26 protein-coding genes are annotated in these 21,871 nt (G+C 33.4%); 14 read left to right on the forward strand and 12 right to left on the reverse strand.

Features of this window, described 5'->3' with window-relative positions:
- The first annotated feature begins 19 nt into the window (after positions 1–19).
- Genes BFU36_RS06655 through BFU36_RS06665 form a run of 3 tightly spaced genes read left to right on the forward strand, consistent with a single transcriptional unit; the run spans position 20 to position 3,094 of the window.
- Positions 20–943 (forward strand): R2-like ligand-binding oxidase, encoded by a 924-nt coding sequence (locus BFU36_RS06655; RefSeq protein WP_069282820.1) that lies wholly within the window; start codon positions 20–22, stop codon positions 941–943.
- Positions 944–954: 11 nt separating this feature from the next.
- Complete coding sequence (locus BFU36_RS06660) at positions 955–1,845, forward strand: acyl-CoA dehydrogenase family protein (RefSeq protein ID WP_069282821.1); 891 nt, start codon at positions 955–957, stop codon at positions 1,843–1,845.
- Between the two features lie 58 nt (positions 1,846–1,903).
- On the forward strand, positions 1,904–3,094 hold the full coding sequence (locus BFU36_RS06665; protein ID WP_083216441.1) for an acetyl-CoA C-acetyltransferase: 1,191 nt from the start codon (positions 1,904–1,906) through the stop codon (positions 3,092–3,094).
- Here the strand turns inward: BFU36_RS06665 and BFU36_RS06670 are convergent.
- The 6 genes from BFU36_RS06670 to BFU36_RS06695 form a co-directional block, all read right to left on the reverse strand.
- Entirely contained in the window at positions 3,091–4,095 is a 1,005-nt protein-coding gene (locus tag BFU36_RS06670) for an acryloyl-coenzyme A reductase (protein WP_069282822.1), read from the reverse strand. The genes BFU36_RS06665 and BFU36_RS06670 overlap by 4 nt on opposite strands.
- A 55-nt stretch (positions 4,096–4,150) precedes the next feature.
- Positions 4,151–5,068, reverse strand: coding sequence for an alpha/beta hydrolase (locus tag BFU36_RS06675; RefSeq protein WP_069282823.1), 918 nt, complete (start codon positions 5,066–5,068; stop codon positions 4,151–4,153).
- Positions 5,069–5,158: 90 nt separating this feature from the next.
- Positions 5,159–5,698: a ParA family protein gene (locus tag BFU36_RS06680; protein WP_069282824.1), complete on the reverse strand. Its 540-nt coding sequence runs from the start codon at positions 5,696–5,698 to the stop codon at positions 5,159–5,161.
- Between the two features lie 56 nt (positions 5,699–5,754).
- Positions 5,755–6,192, reverse strand: a complete 438-nt coding sequence (locus BFU36_RS06685) for a hypothetical protein (protein WP_069282825.1) — start codon at positions 6,190–6,192, stop codon at positions 5,755–5,757.
- Positions 6,193–6,194: 2 nt separating this feature from the next.
- Positions 6,195–7,178 (reverse strand): iron-containing alcohol dehydrogenase, encoded by a 984-nt coding sequence (locus BFU36_RS06690; protein ID WP_069282826.1) that lies wholly within the window; start codon positions 7,176–7,178, stop codon positions 6,195–6,197.
- Between the two features lie 67 nt (positions 7,179–7,245).
- Entirely contained in the window at positions 7,246–7,563 is a 318-nt protein-coding gene (locus tag BFU36_RS06695) for a DUF4364 family protein (protein ID WP_069282827.1), read from the reverse strand.
- Between the two features lie 572 nt (positions 7,564–8,135).
- Between BFU36_RS06695 and BFU36_RS06700 the strand changes: the two genes are divergently transcribed.
- The 7 genes from BFU36_RS06700 to BFU36_RS06730 all read left to right on the forward strand — a co-directional run bounded on the left by BFU36_RS06700 (position 8,136) and on the right by BFU36_RS06730 (position 14,277).
- A complete protein-coding gene (locus BFU36_RS06700; RefSeq protein WP_069282828.1) occupies positions 8,136–9,665 on the forward strand; it encodes an APC family permease in 1,530 nt (509 codons plus the stop codon).
- 185 nt (positions 9,666–9,850) lie between these two features.
- Positions 9,851–10,282 carry a universal stress protein gene (locus tag BFU36_RS06705; protein WP_069282829.1) on the forward strand — a complete coding sequence of 144 codons (432 nt, stop codon included), beginning with the start codon at positions 9,851–9,853 and terminating at the stop codon, positions 10,280–10,282.
- Between the two features lie 98 nt (positions 10,283–10,380).
- Positions 10,381–11,307 (forward strand): hypothetical protein, encoded by a 927-nt coding sequence (locus tag BFU36_RS06710; protein ID WP_069282830.1) that lies wholly within the window; start codon positions 10,381–10,383, stop codon positions 11,305–11,307.
- A 170-nt stretch (positions 11,308–11,477) separates the two neighbouring features.
- Entirely contained in the window at positions 11,478–11,867 is a 390-nt protein-coding gene (locus tag BFU36_RS06715) for a CBS domain-containing protein (RefSeq protein ID WP_069282831.1), read from the forward strand.
- 171 nt (positions 11,868–12,038) lie between these two features.
- On the forward strand, positions 12,039–12,776 hold the full coding sequence (fabG, locus tag BFU36_RS06720) for a 3-oxoacyl-ACP reductase FabG (RefSeq protein ID WP_069282832.1): 738 nt from the start codon (positions 12,039–12,041) through the stop codon (positions 12,774–12,776).
- Positions 12,773–13,927, forward strand: a complete 1,155-nt coding sequence (locus BFU36_RS06725) for a thiolase family protein (RefSeq protein ID WP_069282833.1) — start codon at positions 12,773–12,775, stop codon at positions 13,925–13,927. Before fabG ends, BFU36_RS06725 begins: the two co-directional genes overlap by 4 nt.
- On the forward strand, positions 13,927–14,277 hold the full coding sequence (locus tag BFU36_RS06730; protein ID WP_069282834.1) for a Zn-ribbon domain-containing OB-fold protein: 351 nt from the start codon (positions 13,927–13,929) through the stop codon (positions 14,275–14,277). The genes BFU36_RS06725 and BFU36_RS06730 overlap by 1 nt, the downstream gene beginning before the upstream one ends.
- Before the next feature lie 324 nt (positions 14,278–14,601).
- Here BFU36_RS06730 and BFU36_RS06735 read toward each other — a convergent pair whose 3' ends face one another.
- Entirely contained in the window at positions 14,602–15,267 is a 666-nt protein-coding gene (locus BFU36_RS06735; protein ID WP_069282835.1) for a DUF72 domain-containing protein, read from the reverse strand.
- Positions 15,268–15,374: 107 nt separating this feature from the next.
- On the opposite strand from BFU36_RS06735, the gene BFU36_RS06740 reads away from it, so the two are divergent.
- The 3 genes from BFU36_RS06740 to BFU36_RS13810 all read left to right on the forward strand — a co-directional run bounded on the left by BFU36_RS06740 (position 15,375) and on the right by BFU36_RS13810 (position 17,323).
- Entirely contained in the window at positions 15,375–15,992 is a 618-nt protein-coding gene (locus BFU36_RS06740; protein WP_069282836.1) for a hypothetical protein, read from the forward strand.
- 951 nt (positions 15,993–16,943) lie between these two features.
- On the forward strand, positions 16,944–17,081 hold the full coding sequence (locus BFU36_RS13805; protein WP_156770060.1) for a hypothetical protein: 138 nt from the start codon (positions 16,944–16,946) through the stop codon (positions 17,079–17,081).
- A gap of 80 nt (positions 17,082–17,161) precedes the next feature.
- On the forward strand, positions 17,162–17,323 hold the full coding sequence (locus tag BFU36_RS13810; RefSeq protein WP_156770061.1) for a hypothetical protein: 162 nt from the start codon (positions 17,162–17,164) through the stop codon (positions 17,321–17,323).
- 12 nt (positions 17,324–17,335) lie between these two features.
- Here the strand turns inward: BFU36_RS13810 and BFU36_RS06745 are convergent, their stop codons facing one another.
- The gene (locus tag BFU36_RS06745; protein WP_083216356.1) at positions 17,336–17,728 is read right to left on the reverse strand and encodes a PIN domain-containing protein; all 393 of its coding nucleotides are present in this window, start codon (positions 17,726–17,728) and stop codon (positions 17,336–17,338) included.
- A 9-nt stretch (positions 17,729–17,737) separates the two neighbouring features.
- Positions 17,738–18,004 carry a VapB-type antitoxin gene (locus BFU36_RS06750; RefSeq protein WP_069284644.1) on the reverse strand — a complete coding sequence of 89 codons (267 nt, stop codon included), beginning with the start codon at positions 18,002–18,004 and terminating at the stop codon, positions 17,738–17,740.
- Between the two features lie 173 nt (positions 18,005–18,177).
- Here BFU36_RS06750 and BFU36_RS14485 point away from each other — a divergent pair, with 173 nt between their 5' ends.
- Positions 18,178–18,297: a hypothetical protein gene (locus BFU36_RS14485; protein ID WP_342719106.1), complete on the forward strand. Its 120-nt coding sequence runs from the start codon at positions 18,178–18,180 to the stop codon at positions 18,295–18,297.
- A gap of 89 nt (positions 18,298–18,386) precedes the next feature.
- Here the strand turns inward: BFU36_RS14485 and BFU36_RS06755 are convergent, their stop codons facing one another.
- From BFU36_RS06755 to BFU36_RS06765, 3 genes are all read right to left on the reverse strand, one after another.
- On the reverse strand, positions 18,387–18,935 hold the full coding sequence (locus tag BFU36_RS06755; RefSeq protein WP_143576854.1) for a DUF998 domain-containing protein: 549 nt from the start codon (positions 18,933–18,935) through the stop codon (positions 18,387–18,389).
- A 325-nt stretch (positions 18,936–19,260) separates the two neighbouring features.
- Positions 19,261–20,271, reverse strand: a complete 1,011-nt coding sequence (locus tag BFU36_RS06760; protein ID WP_069282838.1) for a TrkA family potassium uptake protein — start codon at positions 20,269–20,271, stop codon at positions 19,261–19,263.
- Positions 20,272–20,656: 385 nt separating this feature from the next.
- The gene (locus tag BFU36_RS06765) at positions 20,657–21,769 is read right to left on the reverse strand and encodes an MFS transporter (RefSeq protein WP_069282839.1); all 1,113 of its coding nucleotides are present in this window, start codon (positions 21,767–21,769) and stop codon (positions 20,657–20,659) included.
- Positions 21,770–21,871 lie beyond the last annotated feature (102 nt).

Genomic DNA, 21,871 nt, shown 5'->3' on the forward strand with positions numbered 1-21,871 from the left:
TATCTATTCTTAATTTAATATGGGACTTAATTTTGAGGAATATAAGCATGAATACTTCAAATCTGTAAGGAAAGGAGGGATAGATTGGGCACTGTTTCCTATGAAACTTTACCAATTAGGTAAGAGGTTATTCTGGGATCCAGCTACGATAGATTTATCCAAAGACGTGGAGGATTGGAAAAAATTAAGTGATTTAGAGAAATTATTTATAATAAACGTAGGGTCTAAGTTCTCGGCTGGAGAGGAGGCAGTAGCTTTAGATCTTCATCCTTTAATAGTTACACTGGTTAAAGAGGGCAGAGTTGAAGAGGTTATGTATTTAGAGCAATTCGTTTATGAAGAATCTAAACACGTTGAGGCTTTTAGAAGATTTTTTGATGCTGTAGGGGTTAAGGAGGATTTAACGGCATTCACTAAAGAGTTATCACCTAACTATAGGAAGATATTTTATGAAGAATTACCGAAGGCAATGTGGAATTTATCTAAGGATCAATCACCTGAGAATGAAGTTAAGGCTGTTGTCACATATAACCTAATAGTTGAAGGTGTTGCAGCTGAAGGAGGATACAATATATTTAGATACATAAACAAGAAATTTAACATACTCCCGGGATTGGGTAAGATGGTAAATTGGATTGCAACTGACGAATCAAGACATATCGCATTTGGGGTATATTTAATAGCTAGACTCATAAAAGAATGGGGGGAGAGAGTATATAAGGTAGCTATGGATCATTTGAATTACTTAGCTCCCTACGCTATAGGAATATTTTCAGAACCAGGCGTTCCTCAAGAAGGTAAGATACCTTTTGACCTAACCCCGGAAGTAACTGTTGAATACGCTAAGAAATTATTAAATGTGAGGATAGACGCTGTTAATAGAGCTAAGGAAATGAAGTTAGAGATGCTTACTCCTAAGGATTTAGGCGTTATAGAACAGTGATGGTGAGATAAATGTTACTAGATTTAAATTTTGAAATTAGTGAAGACTTAAAGCTAATTCTGAATAGCCTAAAGGAAACCTTAGATTCACAATGGAGCACAAAGAAGTTAAGATCAGTAATAGAGGGTAATAAGGAATACGTTGACCAGATATGGAAGGAAATAATTAGGCTTGAAATCCTGCCTTACATTTCTAATTCATCCCTCAAAGACGTAGTTATATTAAATGAATTGATAGGAAGCAGATTATTGCCCGGAATAGTTGCAAGTAGTATTATTGCGTCTAGGGGAATTAAGGATAAGGATGTATTGAACAAATTGTATGCAGGTGAAGTGAAAATAGCTATTTCTGATTCTAACATGGTACCATCTGGAGATCAAGCTGATCTTATATTGATAAATAATAAGTTAATTAAGAGGAAAGAGTGCAACAGTATTATTACTTTTAATTCATTGGATAATACAATGAAAATTAGTAAAGTAGAATGTAACAGTAATGAGACAATAGAAGTTAATAATGCCGAAATTGCCTTATTACTATCTTCACAGATGTTGGGAAGTGGAGAAGAAGTCTTGAACATGTCCGTTAAGTATAGCAAGGAGCGAATAGCGTTTGGAAAACCTATAGGTTCTTATCAAGCAATAAAGCATAGGGTAGTAAATGACGCAATAGATATTGAACTAACGAGGTCTATTGTTTTAGAGGCTTCAGAAAATATAAAATATGCTTGGTTAGCTAAGGATATTGCTAATAGGAAAGTACCTAAAGTAATTATGAGTGGTATTCAAGTTCATGGAGGAATAGGATTTACTGATGATATCGATATCCATTTGCATTTAAGGAGAGCGTTAACGCTGAGTAAAATATATAATGAAAGAATTAATATATCTGAGTTTCTATGAAGAATTATCAGATACGCATATAAATGATCAACTGCAAATAATGTTTTGGAGTGGGAAAGTGTTAGAAGAAGTTTATCTGGTAGATTTTCTTAGAACACCTTTCACGAGATTCACTAGAAAGGAACCACAGAAGGATCCTTTCTATAATTTAAGACCAGAGGAAATAGCCAGTTTGGTTATCAATAAGTTGATTGAGAAAAATGGAATAAATCCTAGTGAAATAGACGAAATAATAACTGGATGTGCGTTACAAGTAGGTGAACAGTGGTCTTTTGGAGGTAGACATGAGATTTTTGCCGGCAAATTGCCTTATACGATTCCTACTATGGCTGTGGATAGGCAATGTGCATCTTCACTATCAACTGTGAGTATAGGGGCAATGGAAATAGCAAGTGGGATGGCTGATATAATAATTGCAGGAGGAGTCGAGAAAATGTCAAAAACACCTATGTTTGACAATCCACATATAGAAATAAATACTAAATTTCTAACGGATCCTAAATACTCTGATTACGATTTGACTACTGGCTATGTAATGGGATTAACTGCCGAAAAATTAGCTGAAGAAGGTAGAATAAGTAGGGAAGAAATGGATAAATGGTCATTGAGGAGTCATCAGTTAGCGTGGAGAGCAACTCAAGATGGTTATTTTAGAGGAGAGATAATATCGGTAGAGGTAGAAGGAGAAGGTGGAAAGAAGATAACTCTGAACTCTGACCAGTCAATAAGACCTGATACAAGTCTTGAGAAATTATTACAATTACCTCCTGCATTCAAGCCAAATGGATCAATTACCGCCGGTAACTCAGCTCCACTCAATTCCGGAGCTTCTTATGTTTTATTAATGTCTAAAGAAGCTGTGAAAAAGTACGGACTTACTCCAATGGCAAGGATATTAAGCTTTGGTTTTGCCGGAGTTCCTCCTGCCGTTATGGGAAAGGGACCAGTCCCTGCTTCTAAAAAAGCTCTAGAAAAAGCCAGACTGAGCCCTAAAAATATAGATTTATGGGAAATAAATGAAGCTTTTGCTGTAGTAGTACTTTACGCCATAAAACAGTTAGAGCTAGATGAGAACTCAGTTAATAAGAGAGGTGGGGCTATCGCAATAGGTCATCCTTTAGGAGCGACTGGAGCTAGACTGGTAGGAACGCTAGCGAGACAACTCATATTAGAGGGAAAAGATCACGGTGTAGCTACCTTATGTGTAGGCGGAGGTCAAGGGGGAGCAATAGTTTTGGAAAGAGCTTAATCACTTCTAATTAATATTTTTCCATATCTATTTTTATCCCTTAGCATCTCTAAAGCCTTGCCAAATTCCTCTATACTCACTTCTCCTCCTATTATAGGTTTTATCTTACCGTTCTTAACCATATTTAAAGCCTCTATAATGTCTTTCTTATTTGCACCTGCATGACCTATTAAACTAATATCTTTCAATATTAGGTAGCCTAATTTCAAGTTATAGGATATTGACGGATCTAAATTTCCTATCTGTATAATTTTACCTCCTTGCCTAACCGTCTTCATGCTCTCATCTAGAGTAGCAGTTCCTACGTTTTCAATTACGACTGAAACGTCTCCTATCCTTTTGGCTTCTTCTGCAAATTTATTTCCAACAATTACATAATCGGCAAACTTAGAGACTATTTTAGCCTTTTCTTCATTACTGGTAACCCCTATTACTTTACAGCCTAAAGCCTTCGCTACTTGAAGAGCATGAATTCCGACGCCTCCACTCGAACCAGTAACTAAAACTAAGTCTCCAGCCTTTACATCAGCTTTCTTTAAGCCTCTATATACCATTGCAATTACACAAGGTACTACTAATGCTCCCTCATCATTTACACCCTCCGGTACCTTTAATAAGCTATTAGCTTTAACTATGCCTTTTTCGGCAAAGAAACCATCCAACTCTTGAGCATAGAGTAATTTATTTTTACAATAAACTTCCTCACCTAACTTACAGTGTTCGCAAGAAAAATCCGGAACGAATAGCATCGAGGTCACTTTTTCACCTTCTTTAAAATCTATAACATCTTCACCTACTTCCTCAATAGTTCCTACCACTTCATGACCCAATATTAAAGGATATTTTGACCTTGGATAAAAGCCTTCAATCTGCAAAAGATCTCTGTAGCAAAGAGATGCCTTATTTACTTTTATAACTACTTCATCTTTCTGCGGCTTTGGCTCCTTAATGTTTTCTATCTTATATCCTTGTTTGTAGCCGGGGAGAATTACGGCTTTCATACATAACATATGTTAATTGTCTAATTAAAATTTATTCTAAAAAATTGTAATATTTTTAGAAGGAATTATAGAAAGCTCTTTTCAATGTTTGTCCGATTAAACCTATAGCATCCATTCCTTGATCTATTATCGAGAAGAAGGATACAAATCCGTGAATCACATTATTAAATCTAACACTTGTTACCTTAACTCCCGATTGTAACAGTTTATTTGCATAAGCTTCTCCTTGATCTCTTAATGGATCGTATTCAGCAGTAATAATTAATGCTGGAGGTAGTCCGGTTAGATCGGCGATTATAGGTGAAAATCTGTAATCTAATAAGTCAGCTGGGCTTCTTAAATACTGGGAACCGAACCACTCTATTTGGTCTCTAGTTAAAAAATACCCCTCTGAATACTCTACTAATGATCTTGAAACGTTATCTAGGCTGACAGCAGGATATATTAATATTTGGTATTTGAGATTTATGTTATTTCTCTTTGCAAGTATAGCAACTACAGCAGTTAAATTTCCTCCTGCACTATCTCCACCAATAGCTACTCCCATTTCCCCATGAAGCTTTTCTGCATTTTCGTATATCCACTTCATGGCATCAAAGGAGTCTATAACAGCCGAAGGAAATTTATGCTCTGGAGCTAATCTGTAATCTACCGAAGCTACGATGCAATTACAAGCGTTTGTTAAAGCTCTGCACAATGGATCATAAGTCTCTATATCGCCTATTACAAAACCTCCACCATGGAAGTAAACTAGAATTCCATAAGGTCCGTTAGATTTAGGATAATATAGCCTAACAGGTATCGTAGCTTCACTACCTGGAACTTTAATGTCTTCAATTTTTCCAACATCCATTCTTGGGGCTTGTGAAGAAAGATCTCTAAATACTTTTCTTATCTCCTCTACGGGGGCTTTACCTATAGGTATGTTAAAACCTGAGTCTAATAACTTCTTCAATTTAGGGTCTAGTGGCATAAATAATGTTAGAATTTAAGGTAAATAAATTTACTTTATAAAAAGTTGGTTAAGAAATGAAAAATTATTTTCCTAAATTCGTTTGAAGAACTATGATTTTAAGTATATATCTTTCTGATAATTCGAATCAATATCATTGTTAATTAGTAGTGCGTATTTAGCATTTAATTGGCTCCAATTATTTAAATATTCTAACGTTTTATCAAGGGAGAGTTGATCAGTCAGAAAAAGACCAACATTTACATCTACATTCTCATAAATGTTCCTAATTATTCTATCTTTTTCTGTAATACCGGTCCAATTATCAACAATAATATATTTCCAATATTTTCTACCTATAAGATCCTTCAGAATCTTCTCCCTATTAATATCGTTGAGTTGAGTAAATGGATTTCTTCTCAGCCTAAGTAAAAAGGTATTTCTCCTAATTTTTACTAAACTATCTAAAGGATACCGTCCATCAACTAAACTTTCTATATGATATCCTAACCTTAGAGATAAATTTGACATTCCATCATTATCTATAAGTAAAACTCTGTTTTTCCTTCCCAAAGAATGAGCCATCTTTATAGCCAAGCTAGTCTTCCCTATACCTCCTTTGAGGCTCAAAATATATATCGCAATACGCATGATGAAAATTTAGATAAAAAATATATTTAAGGATTGATTAGATAGTTTTTAACACATTAAGAGTTTTGTATTTTCTTCCATTTTCTCCAATCGCCAAATTTCTTATCGTATTCTGGGCATCCTCTTCTCCAGTTTATTCCTCCTATCCAATCAACGTTAACAAAAATATCATAAAATTTCTTCTCGTTTAAACTTACTTTTTCCTTTATATAATATTTTATACTATCTATGAATTGTCTCATTTCATCTTCCGTATTAAAGTAGAAAATGATTACTCCCTTACTCATTAAATTGATTGGGAAAGGAAATAAAGTATACTTACCAGGCATATCTTTGACGTTTTTTAAAAACTCATCTAGAGGTACCTTTAGCGAACTAATAGGAACTCCTAATTTATAACAATATAATGAATTATTGTGTTGTAGTCCCTTTTCGAACGATAACCAGCAATCTTTACATTTACCCCAATTCTTTCCAAATCCAATCCACTCCATCTTTAATAAACCTCCTTTATGAAGTCCTCAGCCATCTTTAGATCCACTTTTAGAGGATTTCCACTGTTATTTACCAATTCCGAATAAACCTTTGCGTATTTTAACGCATCCTCAAGAGAAGGAACAAACTCAGATAATCTCTTTCTTACTCCTATTTCTTTTAGGAAATTATTTATCGAAATATATAGAGGCTCTCCATCTTCTATCTCCTTCAATTTATGCTTAGCTATTTCATAGTTAAACTTTACCGCGGTAGGTAATGATATACATGATGTAACGCCATGAGGTATGTTAAACCTTGGACCAAAGACGTAACCGAACATATGACTCATCCCCATTTTGACATACCTCATAGTAATTGATGATAGCCAAGAACCTATTTGGCAATTAAGTCTATCTTCCAAGCTTTCCAAATTTCTTAAGCAATTGATTAATTTTTTATACCCCTCTATAGCTAATGTATCGGTAAATGGAGTAGATTGTGTTGAGTATAACGCTTCTATAGCATGATCTAATGACCTAACACCCGAAGTTACTAATAACCATTTAGGAGTCTCTAATGTAGCTCTAGGATCTAGTATAATTACGTCAGCATCTTTGCCTAATTTACTACTCTTAACTCCATCAACTGTGTAACCACCTGATCTAGTATGCTCTGCTCCCGAAAGAGTTGTTGGTATTGCTATATAAAATGCGTCAGTAACCAATTTAATCCCATCTATAATACTACCCCCTCCAAGGCCTATTACTGTTTCATAACCTTTTAATTTCTCATATAGAGAGTTCAAGTCAGATTCTGGAACGTGTTGTCTAGGTCCCTCGATAACATTTGCACTCACTAATTTAAGAACTTCCGATAAAATTTTACTTTTCAATAAACTTCTCGTTGTCACCAGTGCTACTTTCTTCTCTTTTATGTTAATAAGCCATTCTAAGGCATCATATCCATAAATTACTTGTGCCGTTGGATAATTTAATTTATACATTAAGTATTGTAATGCGCTTTACTAAATAAAGTTTATATCTTACGTAACCTAAGATCCATAGAAGATCTTAGAGGATCATACTCCTTGCAAAAAGTTCTTTTAACTTTTCTCTTTCCAGCTCGAGCTTATTCCTTAGTTCTAAAAATTCTTCTAAATGTTCTTTTAAGACCTTTCCTTTTTCCGTAAGCTTGTACAACTTTTTGTTCCCTTCCCCTTCGACTATTAATACATTCACCTTAATTAATTCATTGACATATTTCTGTGCGACCGCGTAATTTATACCTGCCTCATATATCACTTTAGTTATGTTGCAAGACTCTTCACAACTCTTCAATATATCCAATATTATCTCAATAGATGATCTCTTCCTTATTTTATAATTCATACAGTATAAGAATGCAATCGAAATTAAAAGTATTTTGTTGAAAATTTATATATAATTGAATTTTATATCAGTAGTTCGAGATTCAGAAGACACATATAAACGCATTTCGAATTCAAAAGGTATAATAGAAATATGTTAGTACAAAATATTACCACCAATTAGCTGAAAAGTAATAATGATTCAGCGCGAGATTTTTAAATTATAAACCTAATACTCGATCTAATAATCGTACGAGTTTTATTATTACGTGGGTGAGCTGCTAAACCGTTATGTGACATAAAATTAATATTATACAAAATTCTTCTCATGCTGTAAGGTAACTATACATTACGTGATAATTTTTACGAAAGGGCTCATTTGCTGAACCTTTTAAAAAATTTAGGACTACAATTTATGACTGTCAGTACATAAAACGAATTTATAATATGTTCAATATTTGATAGAAAGTTCCTATTAAGTTTACATGATTTCCGTCATCAATCTTATTATTATGTCAAATGATTTCCAGGTTTAACATAAGAATGTTTAAGGTAGTAATAAAGCTTAAATTTCTATTGCGTTAAATAGTACACATGGAGAAAAAAGAGGAAAAAACTTTAAGAAAGGAATTATCCTTGTTAAATCTCGTAATTATAGGAATTGCAGGAGCTGTAGGAACTGGAATACTTTTCAGTTCAGCTGCTATGGCTTCGTTAGCTGGTCCTGCAATGGTTCTATCATGGTTGCTAGGTGGTATTTTTTATCTCACGATTGGGTTAACTTATGTTCAACTTGCATTAAATTACCCAGAAGCAGGAGGCCCTTCCAGATACGCCTTATACTCTCATGGCAGAGTTACCAATATGTTAAATGCGTTCTCAGATCTTATTTGGTATCTGTTCATTCCCCCTATAGAGGCCTTAGCAGTAGTAGAAGCAATAAATTTCTTCACATCCCCTCATGGCATAGTTCTTATCAACTCCTCTGGCTATCCTACTAGCTTAGGTGCATTGCTTGGCGTCCTAGTAATGCTTTTATTTATACCTTTCAATTACTATTCAGTTAAGTTCTTTGGGACTTCCACTACCGTATTTGGAATAATAAAACTTTTATTATATCTAGCAGTAGCGTTAGGATTCTTAATATTTCTATTTAATTCTATGAATTTTGTAAAATACGGTGGATTTGTCCCATTTGGATTCGCAGGTATATTCTCTGCTATTCCCTTAGCAATGTTCGCATTTGGTGGAATTAGAGTAATTCCGGATTATGCTGAAGAAACTAAGGACCATAAAGTATTAGGGAAGGCTATTGTTTACACTGTCTTGGGACAAACACTTATTTATATAATCTTTGCAATTGCTTTTATAGGTTCGCTAAATTGGACAGGATTAGGGATAAAACCGGGGGATTGGACTGATATTCAAAACGTGCCAGGTAATCCGTTTATTGACATTGCGGGAGCTAGCAACCTTTACTCTCTACTGATCTTAACAAGTGTAATTGGTATTGTTGGACCATTTGTAGTAGGGTATATCTATCAAGGAGGTGGAATGAGAGTGTTATTTGCGATGGCGCGGTCTAAGTATGTCACAGATAAAATGAAAGAGTTAAATAAGTATTCAGTACCATTGTGGGCGTTAATAGTGTTTAGCGTAGTCGGAGCTATAGTTGCTTACATTTCAGCTCCATTACCTACAATTTACGGTTTAATTAGCGATGCTGTTGTTGCGGGATACATAGGGTTCTCTGTAAATCCAGTAGCGATGCATAGTTTAATCTCTAGAGGTAAAATTAAGCCCATCTTTCCATTATATCAAGTAATTTCATTTCTAGCCTTTATCTTCGCAGGGCTAATAGTTTACTGGAGTGGTTGGCCATCAGTTCCATATGCAGTTTTATTGTTGACAATAGTTTCAGTAATATTCTCAATAGTATATAGAGTTAAAGAGGATTTTATTAATAGCATTTGGTATATTGTATACATAGGATTTCTTACCTTACTAACGTATATTGGAAGTGTTGGTGCTTTATCATTGCTGAACTTTTATTATGCCTCACTAGTTTGTGTCATAGGCTCAGCTCTATTTTATGGTTGGGGAGTAATATCTTCTAAAAAATAATAATTAAATATTAAAAATTTTATTTTTTATAATATATAATTATTATAGTTTATTCCTATATCTATAGGAGAGGCGAATTAAATTAATGAGAACACGGGTAGTTAGTTTAACTTGGAATATACAAGTCATATTTCTATACCAAAACTTTTAATACCGATATTAACCATAATTAATAGGGAATAATAATGGTTTTCAAAAATATAATTTTAGCTTATGATGGATCTGATAATGCAAAAAGGGCATTGGATATAGCCATAGATCTTGCAAAAAAATATGAGTCAAAGTTAATTATTATTGAAGTTATTGATACTGCTATACTTTCTGGGATGGGATTAGCTCCCGTTCCTAATGAAGTTATACAACAGATATATGATAAGGCAAGTAGTGACGTTAAAGATGCTAAGGATAAGGCGTTAAAAAGCGGAGTTAAAGACGTAGAAACTGTCACTGTAGAGGGAGATCCCGCGAGTACTATATTAGATATAGCTGGAAAAAGTGGGGCTGACTTAATAGTGACAGGTAGTAGAGGTCTCTCTACTATAAAAAGGTTATTTCTGGGAAGTGTATCTTCAAGGATAGTTCATGAAGCTAAGATTCCTGTTTTAGTAGTTAAATAGAAATTTTTAATATCATTATAGATTACTAAAATTCTGCCCGTTTTATACACTAACATTTTAGGGTTAAGTTAATATTTGGACTAAACTTATTATAGCGTATGGAGAAAGCGATAGAACCCTGGGGAGTTAATGTACCTTATATTATCTTGGGATTATTATATTGGTTATTAGGTGGTATCTTCTTATATACTAATTTACAATTTCACCCATACTTTATGATGATAGGAAGTTATTCTATATTCTTTGGCATGATCTCAAGATTATTCTTTCCCGCCAGAAAGTACCTCCCGCTACATTTAACATCTCTGATACTTCTAGCTATACCGTTTTATCCGTTTCAAGCCCTAGCATCAGCGTCATTATTAGCTACAGAAATATGGGGGATAAAGGATATAAGATCATATGGTGGTAGATTTCCGATAAATACCTTAGTTCTCTCGTCCCCTATAATTTCGTTAATAGTTTGGAGTATATTTCCCTATAACTACACTCTTTTGATTGTAGGACTGATGTTGTATTTATTGGGAATTAATATTGGAGTATTCACTGCTACATTAAACGCTAAGCCTAAATTTGGAATTACTCAATTACCCATTTTCATGCTTATTTTCATGCTCATCTTTATACAAAAGCTTCTCTTTATCGTTATTTTAGGCTATATAATATGGCTCTTCATTGGCAGTAAGGGTGTTAAAATTAATGCTTCTGCATTGTCTGTCATAATAGTCGCGTTAGCTGTGTCGCTTTCCTATTATTTTTTAGGTGAGTTTACTCATGCTTTTGCATTTGGTATTATGTTACCATTTTTCTTCAGCTGTATAACCTACTCTACTTCAAGGTATAATTACAGTAAAGTTTACCCAATACCTTACCTTTCTGCCTTAGCATATTTCTTTAGATTTATATACTTTACTATCTCTCCGATATTTACTATTATATCTATATTATATTTTATATACTTATTTAAAGATAATATTAGTATAGAAACCATTAAATTAGGCATGTCATCTAAGTATTTACACTAGCTCTCTATTAAGAATTGTAAAATTAATTCAAGGATATATCGTCAGATTGGCTTTATAGTGTGCGTGAATAGTTTAAGAAACGCCTAAACTAGTAAACGTAGTTAATGTGATTTTATAATTTGGATTTATCTATAAGCTTTAAATACTTATAAGAGAACATAATACCACTTATGAAGGTTAAGGAAGTAGTTATAGAAAGAGTACCAATATTGATTGAAGATTCCTATACAATAAAGGATGCTTTAGATATGATGAGAAAGGGTAACACCAACTTTCTGTTAGTTACCAATAAACAAGGAGAAATAGTTGGAATAGTTACGCAAAAGTTAATAATTAGGGGGCTTAGCAGTAACGTCTCCTTAAGTGATAATATATCTAAGGTGATGTCAAGAACCATAATAACAGTTAATGGAGATGAAGAGTTATTAGATATCTTTGTTATGATGGTAAAAAATAATGTAAATTATGTACTTGTAGTAAATAATAGCGGTAGACCAATAAGTGTATTATCACTTAGAGAAGTACTATATAGTATTCAGAAGGAGTGTGATCGAGAATAAATTCATAAATATTAGGAAATGATTCTATATTGCAAAGTGAGGAAAGTCTAGCCCAAAATTTAGGGAAGAAGTCAGCATTCTAGAGGTAAGGGATGAAAGCGTGTTGTAAAATCTCGTTGTATGATATAAAGCTAATCACTTAAATATTTTATATGGAATAAAGAGTTTGAAATGGTTAGATATGCAATAATAACCGGGGCGGGTAGTGGAATAGGTTTTGCGACTTCCGTAAAATTAGCCTCACTAGGTTATGGAGTAATAATGGGAGATATTTCAGAAAATATTCAAGAAAGAGCTAACAAAATTAGAGAGATTACAAGGAACGAGAAAGTTATTGGACTTAGGGTCGATGTTACCGATTGGAATTCGTGCAGAGAATTTTATAACAAAGCATTATTAGAGCTAAACATCGATCACGTAGATATATTAGTAAATAATGCTGGAATAATAAGGGACTCATTATTCACAAAAATGACTCCCGAACAATGGGATCAAGTAATTAAAGTGCATTTGTATGGGACTTTTAATATGACGAAACAAGTAGTTGAAGGGATGATAAAATACCAGTGGGGTAGGATAATTAACATGTCATCAGCTAGTTGGAGGGGAAACATCGGGCAAGCTAATTACTCAGCAGCTAAAGCTGGAATCATAGGATTCACTTTAACACTATCTAGAGAATTAGGCAAATATAATATAACTACAAATGCCATAGTACCAGGGTTCATAGATACTCCAATGACAGCATCTGTGCCGGAAAAGGTTAGAAAGATAATAATTGATAGGATTCCGATGAGCAGAATAGGTAAGCCAGAGGAAGTAGCAAATGTAATAGCTTTTCTATCATCAGATGAAGCTTCATATATTAACGGTGCAATAATAGAGGTTACGGGAGGGTTAACCTTATGATAGTAGGATTTTCTAGTATGATTTACAAGAAGTATGAAGGATCAACATTTCAACTATTGGCTGAAACTGTAAGTAAGGCTTTAGATATGGCTTCAATGGAACTAAAGCAAATTGATGGTGTGTTTTACACAATATTACCCGGGACATTTGATGGTAAGGCTGCCCTTCACTTCTCCTCCTTTCAAATACCATCATTCCTAGGAATAAAGCCTAAAGTTATAGAGATAGTAGAATATGGTGGGCCTTCAGCCTTAACGATGCTATACAGAGCTGAGAAAATGATAAGCATGGGAGAAATAGAGAACGCTCTATGTATAGTTGGTGGAAAATCTTCTTCATTAAGAGAAAATAGAGTAACTGCAGACAGTGTGGATAGATTTTTTGGAAATGTTCAAATAACTCCTTATGATGATTTCTTCAGAGTATATGAGGATATAAATCCTGTTAGCGATTATGCATTAGTGGCTAAAAGACATGCTAAACTATTCAATACTACTGATGAACAGAGGGCTTTAATAGCCGTAATGCAAAGGAAGAACGCATTAGGAAATGAAAAAGCATTATACCGTACACCTTTGAGTGTGAAGGAAGTCTTATCCTCAAGGATGGTTAGTGATCCATTAAGACTATTAGAAATAGTGTATCCAGTAGATGGGTTTCACGTTTTTGTATTGAGTAAACATTCAAGAAAATCAAATTTAAGACCACTAAAGATAGAGTTTTATGGGGAAGCTCATTGGTCCGAGATGCCAACAGAATTGAATGATATTATATACACCCCTGCTATAGAAAGTAGTAAAGGTGCGAATTTAAATAAAGTAGACGCTTTTCAATTATATGACTCCTTTACCATAACGGTCATGCTACAAATAGAGGATATTGGACTTAGTGAGAAAGGCAAGGGAGGTAAGTTTATTGAAAGTAATGATATCACATATCAAGGAAACGTGCCAATAAACACTGGAGGTGGATCATTAAACGTTGGTCAACCAGCCTATATGAGTGGAGGTGTGATATTAGAAGAAGCTATAATACAACTAAATGATATGGGATATAACCGACAGGTTAAGGGCGTTAATAAGGTTTTAATCAACGGAATTGGCGGATGGAATAGAGGACATTCCGTCACTATGGTCCTAGCAGGTGAATAATGATGTATGAAGAAATTAAAAAGAAATATACGGAAATGTTTGAGAGAAACAAATTACCTTACATAAGATGTAACAACTGCTCATATATATTCTATTACCCTAGAGATTATTGCCCAAAATGCGGATCACGGAAATTAGAAGTATTAGAAAGCAATGGTTTAGGTAAAGTTTTTTCGTATACAAAATTTTTTAATAAAGAAGGAAAAGAAATAATCTATGGAATAGTAGAACTTAATGAGGGATTTAGAATCTACACGAATTTCACGAGTAACATAGATATTGGAGACAGAGTTAAGGTGAAGTTTATAAAAGTAAATAATAAGATAATACCAGTATTTGATAAAGTATGAAGTTAGGACGTCTTTTATTAAACTAGAGATTGTGGTAGGATATACATCTTCAACACCTAAAGATATACAAAATTATTTAATTTATTTGATTTTATAACTAATAATTTATTAACGAGGGGAACATCTAAGGCGAGGAAGTCAGATTAATGTCTACTACTAGGAGTTTTGATTTCATCAACCTAACTCCTAAATCTTTATTTTCATTACATATGTTTTTAATCTAATTAGCGTTAAGTCATACAAACTTTGCTAGTTATCCGAAACTGTAGTTAATGAAGATTGAAAATTAGTAGTTCTTGAGTTTAAACTCCTTGGAGAGTAAGGCTAACTAATTATACTCTTCATAATTTCCATCATTCTCCTACCGTTCTTTAGCATCCACAAATCATTGTTAAAAAATATGTATACCTTTTCGGGATTTTGTTCAAGAATTCTATGTGCTACTTCAATCAACTCCTCTTCTTTATACTCATAAAAATACCAGTTTTCTCTGCCATGCATTCTCAAGTAAACGATCCCCGATGTATTTACCAAGTACGTTCCAATTGGAGAATCTATTGAAACTACTGTTACCTTCAAGTCCAACTTCCTCCTATACCATTCTGGATCTCTAAACTCGATAGCCATCTTATTCCCCACTTCATTCTCGAATTTTTTAACCCTATTAAGGTTCTCCTCATTAAACTTAAATGAGGGAGGCATCTGGAATAAGTAGAAATCCGGATTTAGTTCCCTTATATTATCTTCAAATTTTCTCCAAATTTCAATATCAGATAATCTCTTCACGTGAGTTATCATCCTATTTACCTTAATTGCCCATCTTATGTTATTATATTTCTTCCACGAGGATATTTGCTTACTAGTCGGAAATTTATAGAAACTAGCGTTTAATTCTACTGCATTAAAGCCTGAGTTCTTTACGTACCAATCAAGGTTTTTCTTTGGGTTCCAGCTGTACATCCAACCAGAAGTTCCTATATAAACTTCCATTATTATGTATATGTGAAGATTGTTTTAATCATTAACTCTGTTAAAGTAAGCTTACTGAGGATTTATGAGAAAAACTAATAAAAGGTTATGTAAAGACGTATATTATTATGTGTTTGCTTAGGACTATTAATGTACAAAGACCATTACTTTCCAATGATATACTTTTGATTGAAGAGGAGGAATTCGAGAAGCTTGGGGACGAAATTTATATTAAAGTATTAGCTTCTGATAGAAGAGGGGATGAGATAAGTAAGAGTTATTATTATTTTATTGTCAACAAGTTAAAACAAATTGGTCTACTGGTTGATAATGCAATAGGATTTAAGGTGGTATTTCCATTTAAGACAAAATCAGATAATATTTCAATTAGTGATGGGATAATGTTCATTACCGATAATAAGTATCTAGTTTATTATTATACTAAAGATTATGATTATAACTGCGAATTTTGTCCAGTTCAAAACGAGTGTATTTACGATTTAAAAACATTAGCTAAACTGACCAACATAAAGATAAGGAACGAAAAATTAAATGATGCTTGGATTTACCTTATAGAGAATGTGAGAAGAGACGTCATATCCAGTTTGAAATTTATGAGAGTTAAGGCGGAAGGTTTAAGTATAGAACATAAGAGCTTAAGTGAAGCTAAGAGGATTAAGCAGAGTATCCAAATTACTGACATTAGATCTTATTTAGAGGATAAGAGGAGGTTACAAAATGAGTAAAGATTCACTGTAAAGGGTTGGAGGAAGCCAGTTACGTTATTTGGCTATCAATCTTAGCTCTAATATTTTGAGGATTTAATAATAAGGTTAGGAGCCCCCGTTAGAACACCTCAAAAATACTAAATACTTCTTACCTTTCACGAACGAAAAGGAAGCCTCACCTTTGGGTTTAGGAATAGTGAACATTAAGTTTTCACATAAAAGCTAAGAACATGTTAAAGGCTCTATAAAGAAGATGGTAAATAAGTTTAGGTAAAATGCTAAATGCATCAACTGATTTCCTAGAAGATTTAAACTTTACACTTAAACTTTTTATTGATAGTATCTATAAAGTTATATATTTAATATTTATATAAAGAATTGAGAAAACATAATCTAAGCATGTATATATATATTTTTATTAAATGTTTCTATAGTTGTTCAGCTGCAAGTACTAAGTATAAAAACTATTTAACTTCTAGGACTAGAAGATACTTCTGGGGATAGAAGTGATCTTTTCAATCCTTTAACTAAAAGTTCTAGAAAAGATTTCTTTAATAGAGAGATAGAAAAGGTTTAAATCTCTATCGTCATCAATCTCTTTAGTCTTAGGCCTCAGAAGTACTGGAAAATCTTCAGTAATAAAAATTGCCATAAATGAAACGCAACTTCCGTATATCTATATAGATATGGGAAAATACAAAGAGACGAATTATATATCATTTTAAGGATTTCATACTTGACATTGAAAAAGAAATAAATAGTTTAACTGTAAGTTACCTTCACTAATGAACTTCCTCAAACGAATAGAGGTTGTTAGCGTACTAGGTGATGAAGTAAAGTTCCATTGGGGAGAGAGTTAATAGGGTCAAATTTTCGTCACTGTTAGAGTCACTTGACGAGTAGGCTGATGATAGAGTTATTGTAGCTTTAGACGAAGCTCAAGAACTAATTAATTTAAGGGGAGCAAATTTGATTTATCTTTCCTTCAATAATCTGAGGAAAGTCAAGACTATATTAACAGGATTAAAGATTGGTTTATTATATAGATACTTAAAGATAGAAGACCCTGGTTCTCCTCTATACGAGAGAGAAATGAACAGAATATAATTTACCCCTTTTGATACAGAGAAAAGCAAGGAATTTTTAGAGAAAGGATTTAAAGAAGTTGGAATAGGTTTTTAGTAAATATGATTAAAATTTACGAAGCAATGGGAGGAGCACCAAGTTGGTCAAATTGCTTCAGATACTACTCCTATCAAAATGAGGACTATGATAAGGCTTTAGAATTGACCTTACCTCAAAAGATGCTACTGAATATAAGATTTCAGCAAGTATTGACGGTAGGTTAAAGTCTCCCTTTCTTATTGTACTCTCTTTATCCTAACTAGATCTTTCAGTCTCTCCCAGTCTTTATCGTTGCTAACAACCGTATAATTCAGTCTCTTAGCTATTACAGCGTTTATTGCTTCACCTAGATTTACGTCTCTCTCAAACATTATTTTTATCCCTTCTTCAACATCCTTAAGGGAAACTTCAACTACTACATCTTTTATCTGCGATAGTGTGAGGTACAGGAAATTCAAATAACCTTCAGCCCTTCGTCTCTCTCCTCTTTTAATAAGCTCATGGTGTTTCCTGCGTATGACGATGGCAAGCTCAATGATTGACACTAAACTAACGATAAAGGGCTCCTTAACCTTTACGAACTGCTTAGACACTAAGATATCTGTGTCTAAGAGGTATTTTTCTTCCATCAAGGAATTTCAGCCTAAATCCTTCATAAACCTTTTGGATAACTCCTCCTCAGCCTCTTCATGAACTTCTTTAAAGTCAAGCTCTGTTACTAACCTTATGAACTCCTCAGTAAAGAAGTTTGAAGCTTTCTTGCTCGCAGCTTCAGCTAACTCTTGATTATCAGTTAAAAAATATCCATTACCTAAGTCGATTAAGTAGACTTTCTTACCCTTATATTCAGGTATATAGACTCTCCCTTTTTCGTCAACTTTTCTCTCAACTTTTTCCCCTATCATATTCCCACATGTATAGTTTTTTGCAAATTTATTTATAAACTTTCTTTTCCTCTCTCTGCTTCCTTTGAAAAGTTCATCTTGAAGGACAGTTAAGATGTTCAACTAGCTAATTCCACAAATGCTAACAATTACATACTGCAGAAAATTTAATTAGAAAGGAATTTGAGAACTTCTTGAAGAACAGAGTTGTAACCAGTAAAAGATATATAGTAATAATGAGGAAAGTTGCAAGTAAATGCAGTTGGTGGAGTGAAATAAAAAGGGCTTTGGATGACCCAGAAGGTAGAAAATAACCGATTCTGAGGCATATAATTATTTAAATCATCTAGAAGAGGTGTTGTGGTTGGTAATAAATGATGAGAAATATTGCCCAGCAGAGAAGCTAATAGGAAGAGTTTTTAGAGGCTATTAGGTAAGTTCCAAAACTTATTCCCCAGATCAGCTCTGGGTAAACGATTAATCTCTCCATACCACCTGGTCCGAATGGTCCATAAATTTTTAAGACGTAAAGGACAAGGGTGAATAGAGTGATAATTCCTAATACCGTCCAAAAGTAGTTTCTCTTCAACGAAGTGAGAATCGCACCAATTCCTCCAAATAAGAATGCTATGAGTGCTGAAATCGAATGAATGAGACCGGTATATTCAGGGAATATTCCAACTAGCATAGAGCCTAATCCTGTTAATAGTATTATGTAAGATACTGAATGATACTCTTTCCTTATTAGCAGAGAAGAAATAATTATTAATATGCCCATGAAAATTATTGATGAATTGAAAATTATTGCTGTGCTGCCTACTCCTAAATCGCTTATGTAGTTATATTTTACAGAATAATTTGGATAAAAGAACTCTGATATTAACATTAGTAAGAGGAATTCACTTACACCTATTGAAACTAAATAGCCAGCTAGATTAATTCTGCTCATCATATATAATGAACAATATATATTTAAATCATAAACGATTGAAAATATGGATTATAAAAAGACTATGCATAGTATAAGTATTACTCACTGCTTTGTGTGAAAACGCTTGATTTATTATCTCAAAAAATTCTTTATGTATATTTATAGAAAATCATAAAATTAATATTTAAAACATTTAATATAGTAAAATTTTTATATAGGAATTATGGATGTATAAAAATGTTTCAAGTTACAAATTAATAGATAGACTCCATGTTTTATATCTCGACAGAAGGAGTACGACTTATTTCCATATTATTGAATGATTTGGCGTATTTTTATTCACTTATCACTGAACTAACTTGTTAACTTCCTTAAATTTAGATGGGTCACCTAAAACGAATAGAACTTCCCCTTCTTTAACTTCAGTGTCTTTTTCAAAATAGGGATCTAGGTTACCATCTTTTAGTATTGCTATTGGTATGACACCATTAGGTAAATCTTTAAGTTTTATAACTCTTTTAACTTCAAAAACTCCTATTGCGAACTCCCTGCTGTTTGTAGGATAAATCATACCAGCAAACTGTTTAGATACTGAAGCTGAAGCCATCATTCTCCCTAAAACTTCCTCAAACGGTATGACAATATCAGCTCCGGCTGTTCTCATAATATCCATCATTGATGAGTCCTTAACGACAGTAACTATTGTTAATGGCGGATTTATCTTTTGTACCTTCAAAGTTAGCAGAAGGGTTTCTGAATCATCATCCATTGCTATTATAGCTGACTCAGCGTTATTAATTCCAGCACTTATTAAATTATCCTCATTTTTAGGATCTCCCAAGATTACCTTATCTCCCTTTAACAATTTTTGAATTTCTTGATTATTTGTAACTACAACATAGTCCTTATCCAATTCTTCTAGCTTCCTCACAGCTGACAATACGCTTCTCGAATTCCCTAGTACTACAACATGACCTCTCATATGCTTACCTCTCCATCTAGCCCTAGCATCAATCCAAGTATTTCTATTCACAATTGTTAAAATTAAACTTTGTGCCATACTCGCAAATAGTCCTACACTGAAAACTATGCTTAAAGTTAAGAATAACTTTTCTTGTGAAGGCATAGAGTAAATACTTGGCGCGTAAAGTCCAACAGTAGTTATAACGTTAACAGCTGCATAAATTGCAGAAATCCAATCTAAATGTTGATAGTAAACAAATATTAAGGCTATAATATATACTACAATACTTAGCATTAATAACTGTAAATATATTTTTCTAATAACTGAGTAAGGTGATGCAAAAATTTCCATAATCGGTATTATTCTTCTATTCCATATTTCGTTTTTATTCACAATATAAGTCTTACAAATTCATATTAAATAAGCTTTGACAGTAATTATTTGCGATAAATATGTGAGTGTACATCATATGAATAAAAACTCTAGAAGTATATACAGCTCTTTATTATAGTATTCGTTTTCCTCATAATGGTACCGCACATACTAGTGCTAAGGAAAAGAAAATAATACAACTCATAGGTAACTAGAAGTTACGAAGTTGAGGAAAGCCTCGCCCTTTAGGGCGGGAATGACAAATTTTTAAGCGTAAAAACATACCCTAGATGGGAGAGGTTCTCTGACCCTCTCGACTGCCCCTCAGATGTAAACATGAATCTATGAGGAGAACGCTCTAAGGGGGAGAAAGTCAGAAAAGTCTCTACTCTCTCACCTTTTTCTTCTAAAGCAGGAATAAACAAATTAGCGAGATTATGCACCCTAGATCTAAGGCTAACATGGAAAACGCAAAACTATGCGTTAAATATAATACAAAACCTACAAAAGTTGGGGCTATCATAGTGCCAATCTGAGAAACGGCGTTTGCAAAACCTATGGAGGTACCAGCTCTACCTTCTCCACCTATTTTCATAATTAATGAGTCAGTAGGAGGTCTATACGAGAACGAGAAAATTCCAAGAAAGAAAGCTTCAGTTAAAACAAGCAGTGGAAAAGAGGTTATAATAATTAATAAGGTCAATGCAATAAAGCCTATCAAATTAACCATGATGACTTTCTTATCTCCAATTATTGAAACCAGTCTCTCTACGCTCAATATACCAACTAGCTGACCAAGTCCAAACAAAAGCAAAAATGACGAGGATAATATAACTGGAATGTGCCTATATAATACGAGCATCGAGAATATCCAAGTTGTAGTACCCCATGTTGCCCATAATTCGCCTAACCTAATTAGAGTAGATAAGGCGATTTTCTTATCAAAGAGTACTTTGAACGATTTCTTTACTTCAGTGGAATTTACTCTAATGTTGATTTTCGTACTTATTACTACTAGCAATAGAAAGGCCAAGGAGAAGAATAAGAAAAGATATCTCCACGAATTTAAGATTAAAGATGATATTAATCCTAATAATAAAATCGTTATAGGACCAGCACTCTCTAATATCGCTACATAAAATGTTAAATGATTAGAGTAAGATACAGCTACGATTTTCATAGCTGAGGGAAATATTGAAGAAGCTACTAATCCCTCAAGCAAATAGATTAAAGTTAAAACTAAATATGATTTAAAGAATAGGAATAGTACTAGATTGAGCAATACTAAGAATATTGAAGAAATGGCAATTGCTTTACTAGGTCCAATCTTATCTATTATTAACCCCCATGGAATTGACATTACTATGTAACCTATATAAAAAGACGTGGCTACGAATCCCACTTGTACCGGATTTAAATGTAGAATTATGGATACAGGCAAAGCTATAACTCCCCAACTTAATCTTATTAGTAACTGAAGGAAGGTACCATACCATCCAGTGAGAAGGTTCCTCAGCATAGAAATAGTCTTAACGTTTACTGTTTAAAAATTAATCACTTTAAAAGTCAAAATCAGCCTATCTTTATATTCATGAAATAAACGTAGTTTAACTAAAACTTT

Origin of the sequence: Sulfolobus sp. A20 (genome assembly GCF_001719125.1) — an archaeon.
In the GTDB taxonomy this organism is placed as follows: domain Archaea; phylum Thermoproteota; class Thermoprotei_A; order Sulfolobales; family Sulfolobaceae; genus Saccharolobus.